Genomic DNA, 12,327 nt, shown 5'->3' on the forward strand with positions numbered 1-12,327 from the left:
TTCGTCCTGAGCCAGGATCAAACTCTCCATAAAAAGAAATTTGATTAGCTCAAATTGTTTTGCTGGCATCATGTTTGATGTCCAAAATTTTGTTTTTTCACTAACTCAAGGTTAGTTACTAAAAACTTTATTGATTACGTTTTGCTTGTTCAGTTTTCAAGGTTCATTTCGTTGCCACTTCTTTAGTAGCAACTCTTATATAATATCACGTCGTTTACTAGATGTCAACAACTAATTTATTTAATTTAATTGTCCTTCACTAGTTATCTTAGCGACTCGTATAATACTACACGCATATTTTAAAAAGGTCAACACTTTTTTCGAAAAAATTTATACCTTTTTCATTTCATCGAAAAACTTCCTATTTATATAGCTACGAAAAAATTAAAATCAGATTTTTCATCTCTAGTTAATTTAACTTCTTTATAGCTATCTGAAATTGAATTTTATTATAACCTTAAATAAAAAACTAGTATACTTCACAAAAAATTTAACAAAAAAACTCGGTATAGAAACCGAGTTTTTAAAATGGAAAGAAAAATGGAATTGCTAGAATCATGACAATAAACATAATAATCTGTAGTGGAATTCCAATCTTCACAAAGTCCATAAATTTATAACCACCTGCTGTCATCACAAGCGCATTTGTTGGAGAAGCAATTGGTGTGACAAATGCCATACTTGCCGCTACAGCAACAGCAATCATAAATGTCGTTGGACTTGCATCCATTGCAATCGCGGCATTCATAGCAATCGGCGCGAACAATACAGCAGTCGCCGTATTACTAATAAATTGTCCGAAAATCACTGTTAAAATATATACACCAATCAGTACTCCATATGGTCCATAATCTCCAAGCGCGTTTATAATACCATCGGATAAAATGACCATACCACCTGTTTTCTCCAATGCAGTCGCCATCGGAAGCATTGCAGCTACAAGCACAATACTTTCAAAATTCATGTTACTGTATGCATCTTCCATATTACGTAAACAGCCTGTTAAAATCATCAATACAGCACCAATCATAACGGAAATAACAGCAGGAAAAATTTCAAAGGCCATTAACATAATCATTAAAAGCATAATGACACCAGCAATACCTGCTTTACCCGTTGCTGCCGCGACACTCGCATGCTCCTTCGGTTGACCCACAACAACGACATCCTGCGTTTCTCGTGCGAGTAATAGAATTTCATCCCATGCTCCTTGCACTAAAATAGCATCCCCAAATTTCAATTTATGCGTCACCATATCTTGAAGCTTATAGCCGCCTCTACGATTAATGCCAATTATATTAAGATTATATTTTTCTCGAAAGCCTAGGGTGCTAACACTCTTATTAATAAAGCTAGAATTTGGCGTTAATAATACTTCAGCAATACCAAGATGCTTCGACACCAATTCATCAGCTTCTCCTTCAGCAAGTTCCTGCATCTCTAGACTATAATCCGAAGCAAAACGACGAATATTCTCTTCCTCACCTTGGACATACAATTCATCTTTGGCATGTATCACACTTGTCGGACCTGCCATTTCCTGATATGTCATCGGTAAAAAATTAATGCCTTCTTGTGATCGTCGGTGAATTTTCATCATACAGAGCGTATATTCGGCCGGAAGCTTTAATTCTGCTAATGTTGCATCAATAATAGACGAATCCTCTGGCACAAATACTTTAAACAAGCGATTATTTAAATCATATTGTTTAATAATTTTTTTGGGGGATAATTTATAGTCAGCATTTGATTGTGTACGATTTTTTTCATTTGGTAAAAGAGTATTGCGCACCAGCACTAAATAAATAATACCAACTATCATTCCTACAATACCGATGGGTGTCACTTCGAAAAATCCTAGCTTATTATAGCCGCGATCTACTAATAACTGACTGACAATTAAATTTGTCGGTGAAGCAATTAATGTCATAAGTCCGGAAAGACTCGCAACATAAGAAAGGGGTAGCAAAAATTTCGATGGACTTTCCTTCATACTAATAGCAATACTAACTACGATCGGCATCATTAAAGCGACAGTACCTGTATTACTCATAAAGGCACCTACCGACCCTACAATAATGAGCAATAACACAAATAACTTCCGCTCACTATCACCTGACCATTTCAACAATAATCGCCCTGCCATCCCCGCAAGTCCAGTGCGCAAAATTCCTGCGCCCACAACAAATAGCCCTGCAATCATTAAAACTACAGAATTCGAAAAACCAGCAAGCGCCTCTGTTGGCGTTAAAATATCTGTAATGACAAAAGCAAGAAGTGACACAATCGCAACGAGATCTGCTCGTACTTTATTCGTCACAAATGCAAAAATTGTTGCTCCTAAAATAAGAAATGTTAATGTAAGCTGCACTTCTAAGAATTCCTTTCTAACATTAATCATTGTGCTAGGTGATATACAAAACCTTTTGTATATCACCTAGCACGTTTGCTATATCATTTAGATTTATTATATCTTACCCAAAACGATATATAGGAAAGTTCACCATCTTTTCGAAATAAAAGATTCATCACCATAGCGCGAGGTTGATTTCCGTTCCGGCTGGATGCTTTTATCGCTGCCGCTTCGCTTTCGCGCAGAGCAGAGCTTCCTGGGGGCGTCCGATGAGCCGCTTGGGGCAACAGATGTTTTTTGCGCGAAAGCGAAGCGACAGCGGCAGATGTTTTTTGCGCGAAAGCGTAGTGCTAACGAAGCGTCAGCAAAGTGTTTTTGTCTGTGCGAAAGCGTAGTGCAACGTAGCGACAGCAACAGCACCGATGTTGGTCACGAAGGCGTTATCACAGGATGTGATGGTTTTAGCCTTCGTTCCTCTATTGCTAATCCCCAAGGAATCACCCAGCCTCCACTCCAATCAACTTATATAATTAGTATACAAATGTTATCCCCAACTTTTGATAATCCCAATAAAAATAAGTTTGGTATTGACCTACACCCCCAACTTTTCCAAAAAGAATACATAGCTCCTCATCGTTAGTATAAGAAGGCAGTTTGAATCAAAAGAGTATAGCGATGATTAAAACATTTAAAATCCAGCCTATATTAGGATGGGATAGTGTTTAGTTAATTTTCATTCAAGGTGAACCTCACCATAGCGGAAAACGAGATAATTTCAACGCTCTTCACAATACAATGTGTGGTATTACTCCGCACTCTACTATCACGTATCGGCCATACTAGATTATTTTTGATAAAGGTTATGCTCTTTAATATAGTCATAGCAAACGTCAGGCAGTAGATATTTTGGTTCACCGCCCATTGCGAATTCTTCTCGAATATAGGTAGAGCTAATTTCCATCGCTAAGCCTTTGTCAATTAGATGGAATCTTCCATCATCATGATTTCTCAAAATTGGAGAACGACTGATCGTTGATAACATATCTACCCCATGCCTTGCCATTATAATAAATTTATTCTCAGCTACTAACGCTTCTCCTTTTTTCCACATTCCTGCCCCAATATCAACTAATAAGTCAGCTCCCATAATAAAATGAATTTCATCATTCGGAAGTTGTTCTCTAAAATATTTCATCGTACCATATGTGTAAATGTTCCAGCCTTCTTGCTCCATTTCGTATGAATCAGCAATAAAGCGCTCATCCTTTGCAATAGCCAGCTGTAGCATATTCCATCGATGAGTATTCTCTGTTTTTATCTCCTTATCCTTTCGTTTATTTGAGCAAGGTAAAAAAATTACTTTATCTAATTTGCAACGATGTGCGACAGTGCTTGCGGTCCACAGATGAACATTTGTAATTGGATCAAAGGATGATCCGTAAATTCCTATTTTCGTCATTATCTATCCCTCCATTCCTCTTCCCTATTACCATTCATCATCTTCGTGACTTTTTCTATAATTTCTTTATTTCTTGTCATTTTGTTATCCTAGCATGCTTGACTTAAATAGACTGGATACTCTTCTGGATTCATCGTTCGTTTGTACTCACTCCATAGTAGATGCAAATTTTCTTCTACATATACTTGAATTTCCTGAAGTGTTGATTCCTTGTAAAGAATAGACCTATTTACTACAATGTCTTGATGTGTAAAATTTATTACTAATTTGCTGATATAAGTATGAACAGAGGGGAACATTTTCAAGCGTTCTTCCTCTTGTGGATTTTTGTAGTCTAATGCAAGATAATTCAGCGGGTGACCAAACCCGCTGAACCAAATTAAAAAAGCATAAATAAAGCATTTCTGCCTTACTTATGCCTTTCGTATTATTTAATTCACAAGTTGATTTTTCAAAAGAATACCATCCTGTACAACAACTCGCCCATTTTTAATTACAGTATTCGTATGATTCATGCCATAGAAATATTGTAACTGCTTGTAATTGGCAACATCCAATATAATGACGTCAGCTTGTTTGCCTGCTTCAAGGGAGCCAATTTGATGTCCACGGTTAAGTGCATATGCTGCATTAACAGTTGTCGCTGTTAACACTTCCTCCAATGTCATGCCCATATGCATACAAGCCAAATTCATGATAAATGGCAGACTCATCGTTGGGGATGAGCCAGGGTTAAAGTCAGTTGAAATAGCAACAGGTACCCCTTCATCAATCATTAGGCGTCCTCTCGCAAATGGTGCACGTAAGAAGAATGCTGTTCCAGGTAACAAAACGGCAATCGTCCCAGCTTCCGCCATTTTTTCTATGCCCTCATCAGAAGCAACTAGTAAATGCTCTGCTGAAATTGCCCCTACTTCCGCAGCAAGCTCCGCTCCCTTATAAGGCTCAATTTCATCTGCATGAATTTTCGGTGTTAGCCCCAACACTTTTCCAGCCTCTAAAATGCGTCGTGATTGCTCTGGAGTAAATACCCCTTTTTCACAAAACACATCATTAAATTCCGCAAGCTTTAGCTCCGCTACTTTCGGCAGCATTTCATGAATGACCACATCCACAAATTCATCCTCACGCCCCTTATAGTCACGTGGTACTGCATGCGCACCCATAAAGGTACTAACGACATCAATGTCATGTGAGGCTTGCAATTCCTTAGCTACCTCAAGCTGTTTCTTTTCAGTTTCCCAATCCAAGCCATAGCCTGATTTCGCCTCAACAGTAGTGACACCATGCTTTAAAAACACATCTAAATGATTCATAGTTTTTTCACATAAATCACCAAAGCTAGTTTCTCGTGTCCGGTTTGTTGTGGCATGAATCCCGCCGCCTGCATTCATAATTTCCATATATGTGGCACCATTGAGTCGCATATTAAACTCCTGCTCACGTGTGCCACCATGAACTAAATGCGTATGACAATCTACCAGACCCGGCATAACAACCTTACCTGAGGCGTCAATAACTTCAGCCACCTTTACTAGTTCAGGGAAGTCTTCTTCCAGCTGTTCTATAGGCCCAACTGCTATAATGCTGTCTCCCTTCATTAAAACACTGCCATTTTCCACTACTGCAATTTCACGCATTTGTTCCTTTGTACGAGGGCCTTGAATGGCACTTTTTAACGTGATCACTTCATTGGCGTTTTTGATTAAAATTGTCACTTAGCATCATCCTTTAACATTGGGATATGCACACCTTTGTTCTTTGCTGTATTAATGGCAATTTCATAGCCAGCATCTGCGTGACGCACAACACCCATTCCTGGATCCGAAACTAACACTCGTGCAATCTTCTCTGCGGCTAGCTCAGAACCATCCGCTACTAGCACTTGGCCAGCATGCTGAGAATAACCCATACCTACACCACCACCGTGATGAACACTTACCCAACTTGCACCACTTGCTGTATTGACAAGCGCATTTAGAATTGGCCAGTCTGATACTGCGTCAGAGCCATCAAGCATGCCCTCTGTTTCACGATTTGGCGATGCAACTGAGCCTGAGTCTAGATGATCTCGACCAAAAACAATCGGTCCTGATAACTCACCATTGGCAACCATTTCATTAACCTTCAATGCAAAGCGATGACGATCACCATAGCCTAACCAACAAATACGTGCAGGTAATCCTTGCCACTTTACCATTTTTTGTGCCATATCAATCCAGTTCACAAGACCTTCATCTTCAGCAAACATTTCTTTTGCAAGTGCATCTGTTTTATAAATATCCTCAGGATCACCGGAAAGCGCAGCCCAACGGAATGGTCCTTTACCCTCACAGAATAATGGACGAATGTACGCAGGAACAAAGCCAGGGAAGTCAAATGCATTTGTTACACCCATCTCTTTAGCATAAGCACGAATATTATTACCATAATCAAATACTTCTGCACCCGCTTGTTGGAATTCAAGCATTGTACGAACATGCTCAGCCATTGTCTCTTTTGCTCTTCGCTCATACGTTTTCACATCATTTTTACGCAGTTTAAGTGCTTCCTCAAACGTCATGCCATTTGGAACATAGCCATTTATTGGATCGTGGGCAGATGTTTGGTCAGTGACAAAATCAGGGATAATTCCTCTGTTCAATAGCTCACGATTAATGTCTGCACAGTTGCCAACAAGACCAATCGATGCAGGCTCTTTTTGGTCACGTAGTTTATTAACTAATTCGATAGCTTCATCTACCGTCTCCACAAGATAGTCGCAGTAGCCCTCTTTTATTTTACGTTCAATTCGAGCGCGATCCACTTCGACTACTAAAATTACAGCGCCAGCCATTTTCCCAGCTAAAGGCTGTGCACCACTCATACCACCCATACCACCTGTAAGGATGAATTTGCCGCGTAAATCAGCTGTACCAAATACCTTTTTCCCTGCCTCTACAAACGATAAATACGTTCCTTGTAAAATCCCTTGTGCGCCAATATAAATCCAACTACCAGCCGTCATTTGACCGTACATCATTAAATCGCGGTCCTCTAACTCATAAAAATGCTCCCAATTTGCCCACGCTGGTACTAAATTAGAATTTGCAATTAATACACGTGGTGCATGTTCATGTGTACGGAATACAGCTACCGGTTTTCCCGATTGAATAAGAAGTGTTTCATCATTCTCTAACTCTTTTAATGACGCAATAATTTGCTCATAACTCTCCCAATTACGCGCTACTTTCCCAATTCCACCATAAACGATTAGTTCATCTGGATTTTCTGCTACTTCAGGATCTAAATTGTTCATTAACATACGCATTGCAGCTTCCTGTGTCCATCCCTTACATGTTAATTCTTTTCCACGTGGTGCACGAATATTTGTTTTAACTACCATTAAAAACACACTCCTTTAAAATAGTAAAAATGCTATTGGTGTTACGATGATTAGAGTTAATACGACACGCTCAAACCAAATGAGTAAAATTTGGCGCAATGTCAATGGAATTTCAGATGATAAAATAAGTGGAATAACGGCTGAAAAGAACAAAATTGCCGATATTGATACGACCGCCACAATAAATTTCGTCACAAGTGTTGCTTGTGTGACAACAAGTGCTGGCAAAAATACTTCTGCTAATGATAATGACAGCGCTTTCGCTGCTAAATATGGTTCTGGAACTTGTAATACATATGTGAATGGTACAAAAATATACGCAAGCCAATCAAAAATTGGTGTATATGTTGCAAGTACAAGCCCTAACAGACCAATTGATAGAATCGACGGAATAACACCCATAGCCATGATGAAACCATCCTTTAAATTCATCCATAAAATTTTAGATAAAGGTGGATTTTGCTCAACTGCATCCATCGCTTGGCGCCACGCTTCTTTAAAACGGTCCTTCTGAACAATCTTTTCTGGCATCGGGGTCGTTCCCTCGTAGTATTCATCCTTCATCGAACGAAGTGGATAAATACGCGCTGTTAACGCAGTGACCACAAATGTCACAACGAGTGACACCCAGAAAAACGCATTCCAATGCTCCATAATATCAAGGGTACTTGCAATGACCACCATAAACGTTGCAGAAACAGTCGAGAAACCTGTTGCAATAATTGCGGCTTCCTTCGCTGTGTAGCGACCTTCCATATAAACACGGTTCGTTAAAAGTAATCCAACCGAATAACTACCGACAAATGATGCTACTGCATCCACTGCTGAACGTCCTGGTGTTCTAAAAATAGGTTTCATAAACGGCTGTGTTAAAACACCGATGTATTCAAGCAATCCATAGCTTACTAAAAGTGCTAAAAACAAAGATCCAATTGGAATTAGAATTCCCACTGGTTTAACAAGCTTCTCCAGTAAATACGGGCCGATACTTTCATCCGCTAACCATGCAGGACCTATATTGAAAATTAACAAAATCCCCGCAATCATACCGCCCACTTTAAAAATTGACATGATAATATTGACTATCGATTTATTCCATTTCTTAGCAAGGAATGGATGAATCGCTCCACCTATAAGCATTATGAGTACATATGCAGTTACAAGCAGTGGTGCTTCGGCGCGAATAAAATTTACAATGTGATCAATTAAAATCGTATTCTTACCTTGCCATTCAAATGAGATGAAAAAACTAAATATTCCGACTAAACTACAGATAATCATCTTGAAAGCGGAGGAGACTCGAAAATCCGAGTCTTGCCTCAGCTCTTGTTGTTGAAATTCCATCCTATCCCCCCACGCAAGTGCTCTTTCTGAGAGAAATCCCCAGTTCATCCGAACAAGTTGAAGGATTTTTTGGATTTTCTCTAGGAAGTTATCGCCTTATAATTACATATACTCATTTAATAGAACATCACTCGTTAATAAATACCTTGAAAGCGCTTCAATTTCATCGCCAATTGGTTGATCCGCTAACAGCGGCGGACAGAATTCACGCACTTTTTCTAAAAACTTTCGCGTTGTTGGAGATAACTGCTCTTCTGCCTTGTCTAAATGGATAGCCTGCGATGCACAAATCATTTCTATCGCAATGACATGAGCGGCATTTTGTACAATTTGACGTACTTGCCTAGCTGATGTTGTACCCATGCTCACATGATCCTCTTGGTTACCTGATGTCGGTATCGAATCCACACTTGAAGGATGCGCCAATACTTTGTTTTCAGATACGATAGAGGCTGCTGTATATTGAGCAATCATTAGTCCACATTCAATACCAGGATTTGTCGCTAAAAATGGTGGTAAACCTTCATTAAGCTGCGGATTAACCATTCTCTCCGTACGTCGCTCTGAAATATTAGCCCACTCACTTACACCGACTTTTAAAAAGTCCATTGCTAATGCAATTGGTTGACCGTGGAAATGCCCACCAGACAATACTTCTCCATTTTCTAAAACTATCGGATTATCTGTCGTTGCATTCATTTCAGTTTGCACGCGGTCCTCCGCATAGAAAAATGACTGCCATGAAGCACCATGCACTTGCGGAATGCAACGCAGTGAATAGGCATCCTGCATACGGATTTCACCTTGCTTTGTCACACGTTTACTTCCTTCAAGCCACTTACGGATTCGTCCACCAACAAGCTCTAACTCCGGATGTGGTCTTACCGCCAAAAGCGCTGGGTCAAATGCTGAAGTAATACCCTTCAGTGCCTCAAGTGTTAAACTTGCTGCCATATCTGCCGCTAGCCCAATACGCTCTGCCTCATTCACTGTTAAAACTCCGATACCTGTCATTGCTTGTGTACCATTTACAAGCGCTAGCCCTTCCTTAGCTTGTAGTCGGACAGGCTTTAGCCCAGCTTGCTGCAATGCAGTACCACCACTGACAACCTCTCCATTAAATTCAGCCTTGCCTTCACCCACTAGCACTAAGGCTAAATGTGATAATGGCGCTAAATCTCCACTTGCTCCAACCGAACCTTGAGATGGTACAATTGGATGTACTCCCTTATTTATAAAGTCTAATAGCAGCTGCACTGTTTCCAGACGAATTCCTGAAAAACCACGCGCTAAAGCATTGGCACGTAAAACCATCATTGCACGTACAACATCCGTCGGGAATGGTTGACCAACACCAGTTGCATCTGAGCGCAATAAATTCAACTGTAAAAGCTCAATGTCTTCTTCTTCAATCTTTATATTACTTAGCTTTCCAAAGCCTGTATTCACACCATATATCGTTTGCCCTTCAGCTAAACGTTTTTCAATTCGTTCCCTACTTAAACGTATACGCTCCACACTGTCTACAGATAGCGCTACTGTAGCAAGACCGTTTACAATTTCCTCTATTTGCTGTCTTGTTAATGTCTTGCCATCGAGCTCGATGATAGATTTCATATGACATCCCCCTGTCCCTTTATAGCTATGTAAAAAATGCTTTGAATATAATATTGCTACCGCTTTGCTTTCGCGCAGAAGTGATTTTGCCGAAAGAAGATAAGTAACAATTACTCTAATTACATTGTACAAATTTGCTTTTTCAGAAAATAGAGAATTTTAAAAGAGAAAACATGAATTATTTCAGATTTTTTGTTATTTTAATAATATAATAGTATTTTTTTAAGAAACTAGATAATTTTAAGGAAGGTTGATCGTTATGAGATTGTTATTAATTGACAAAGACCCCACTGATCTTTCAGGTATTCGTTGGTTTCTGCATACATATTTTCCTGGGGATGTAACCATTGAAATAAGTACCACTGTTAATGAGGCGCTTCAAAGTATCCAACGATTCGAGCCTGAGGTGATACTGCTGAATATCGACCTATTCTCAAATAATCGTTTAACTGCACTTTATCGTGTTTTACAAAAACATTCAGGGACTATTTTAGCTATGACGACAGAGCCATTATTTAAAAATGCGTTGAAAGCAATCGATTTGCAGGTTGCACATCTTTTCGTTAAACCAATTGATTTAGAAGTTTTAAAGCAAAAGCTCACTGCCATCTCCCTTCGGACACCAAAGGTAACGGCAGTGTATCAAGAAGCTACAGATGAGTCCTTTTACTATCAACTATTTTTAGATAGTAAAACAAGTTCCTTAGAAACAAATATACATTTCACAATGATCGAGCCTGAGCATTCCGAAATGTTTAACAAACTTTACAATTGGCTTCAGCAAACTCCTATTTATTATCATATGAAGATTTATCCTTTGTCCGATAGGATTGTCTGCTTATTCCAAACAGACGATTTAAAAATCGTAGAGAAGGATGTTCGTACATTAATGAAGGAATGGCGATTAACAAATAATAGCTCTTTAAATATTGGGATTTACGATGGGGAACCTACTACCATGAAGAATATGTATACCTTAACGAAGCGTACACTTCATCAAAGCTTTTATGAAGGCTATGGACACATTTTTTATGCTAGTAAACAATTAGAGACACAGCCCTTTGATCCTTTGTTAACACCAGAAGAGCAACAATTACTAATAAGTAGTTTGGAAGATGGGAATATTGAAGCCGTTAAAGCATTTTTATATCGACTATCTAATGAAGGAATTTATTACGAGCAAGATGACTTACGTATTCATCTGACGAGTGTTTTAGCACAAATTCGACGCTTTATGCTGAAGTATAAATTACATGAGAAAGCTTCAATTGAGCAAAATTATCGTCAGCTTTTTCATTTAATTATTGAGCATCCTATATTTTACACCATTCTAAATGGCATCATATCATTTACACAAAGACTTATTGAATTGGCTCGTGAGGCGCGAATGGAAAAACGAGCTGACTATGTAGAACTGGCCATAGAAATTATCGATCAACAATTTCAGGATAGCGGGTTATCTTTACCTTTCGTTGCCCATAAATTAGGGATTAGCCCCAATTATTTAAGTACAATTTTCCCAAAGAAACAAGGCTTGCCATTTAAACGCTACTTACAGCAGGTCCGAATTCATAATGCCACAAAAATGCTTGTCGAAACAGATTTTGCAATTAGTGAAATTGCATATTTAAATGGTTTTGATGATTCGAATTATTTCATTAAAATTTTTAAACAGCAAATTGGGATTACTCCTAATCGATATCGTAAAGCTTAAAAAGGTTCCTCACCATAACGTGGAGTTTATTTCAGTTCCAACTCCGCTTGGGGCAAACGGATGTTGGTCACGAAGGTGAATTTCAGCCTTCGCTCCTCTACTGACTTGTATCTAGGTCTCATCGGGAACGCTGATTCCCAATGAGTCGTCCAGCCTTCACTTCAATCTACTTAGATACACGGAATAAGTTCCAACAAATGTAATCCTTATCCTTTGGTAATGAGCCTTAAAAATCAATATTTTTTCAATTATCATATCCTATTTTCAATAAGAATAGATAAACAACAGAATTCACTTTTAATTTCGAGCTATCTCTTCTCTATAACTCATTTTTAAATAATTCTCGAAAAATGTTTAAAAAAGCTAATTTTGAGGTAGAAACTATTCATAAACTCTTTAAATTTCGCATATATTTATAGTTTATATCTTAATATAAAAATTCTTTAACAATAATA

The 12,327-nt window shown here is 38.7% G+C and carries 8 protein-coding genes; 1 reads left to right on the forward strand and 7 read right to left on the reverse strand.

Annotation, left to right across the window (positions count from 1 at the left end; genetic code table 11):
* Positions 1-523: 523 nt before the first annotated feature.
* The 7 genes from ACQKNC_RS18130 to hutH form a co-directional block, all read right to left on the reverse strand.
* Positions 524-2,401 carry an SLC13 family permease gene (locus tag ACQKNC_RS18130; RefSeq protein ID WP_427426146.1) on the reverse strand — a complete coding sequence of 626 codons (1,878 nt, stop codon included), beginning with the start codon at positions 2,399-2,401 and terminating at the stop codon, positions 524-526.
* A gap of 796 nt (positions 2,402-3,197) precedes the next feature.
* Positions 3,198-3,812 (reverse strand): nicotinate (nicotinamide) nucleotide adenylyltransferase, encoded by a 615-nt coding sequence (nadD, locus tag ACQKNC_RS18135; RefSeq protein ID WP_427426147.1) that lies wholly within the window; start codon positions 3,810-3,812, stop codon positions 3,198-3,200.
* A gap of 89 nt (positions 3,813-3,901) precedes the next feature.
* Positions 3,902-4,207: a hypothetical protein gene (locus ACQKNC_RS18140; RefSeq protein ID WP_427426226.1), complete on the reverse strand. Its 306-nt coding sequence runs from the start codon at positions 4,205-4,207 to the stop codon at positions 3,902-3,904.
* A gap of 36 nt (positions 4,208-4,243) precedes the next feature.
* Positions 4,244-5,530: an imidazolonepropionase gene (gene hutI / locus ACQKNC_RS18145; RefSeq protein ID WP_427426148.1), complete on the reverse strand. Its 1,287-nt coding sequence runs from the start codon at positions 5,528-5,530 to the stop codon at positions 4,244-4,246.
* Positions 5,527-7,197, reverse strand: a complete 1,671-nt coding sequence (gene hutU / locus ACQKNC_RS18150; protein ID WP_427426149.1) for a urocanate hydratase — start codon at positions 7,195-7,197, stop codon at positions 5,527-5,529. Before hutU ends, hutI begins: the two co-directional genes overlap by 4 nt.
* Before the next feature lie 15 nt (positions 7,198-7,212).
* A complete protein-coding gene (locus tag ACQKNC_RS18155) occupies positions 7,213-8,541 on the reverse strand; it encodes a YjiH family protein (protein WP_427426150.1) in 1,329 nt (442 codons plus the stop codon).
* A 102-nt stretch (positions 8,542-8,643) separates the two neighbouring features.
* Entirely contained in the window at positions 8,644-10,158 is a 1,515-nt protein-coding gene (hutH, locus tag ACQKNC_RS18160) for a histidine ammonia-lyase (protein ID WP_427426151.1), read from the reverse strand.
* A 259-nt stretch (positions 10,159-10,417) separates the two neighbouring features.
* Between hutH and ACQKNC_RS18165 the strand changes: the two genes are divergently transcribed.
* Positions 10,418-11,872 (forward strand): helix-turn-helix domain-containing protein, encoded by a 1,455-nt coding sequence (locus ACQKNC_RS18165; RefSeq protein ID WP_427426152.1) that lies wholly within the window; start codon positions 10,418-10,420, stop codon positions 11,870-11,872.
* The last annotated feature ends 455 nt before the right edge of the window (positions 11,873-12,327 follow it).

This window comes from Lysinibacillus sp. NPDC094177, from assembly GCF_050279145.1.
Taxonomy (GTDB): Bacteria; Bacillota; Bacilli; order Bacillales_A; family Planococcaceae; genus Lysinibacillus.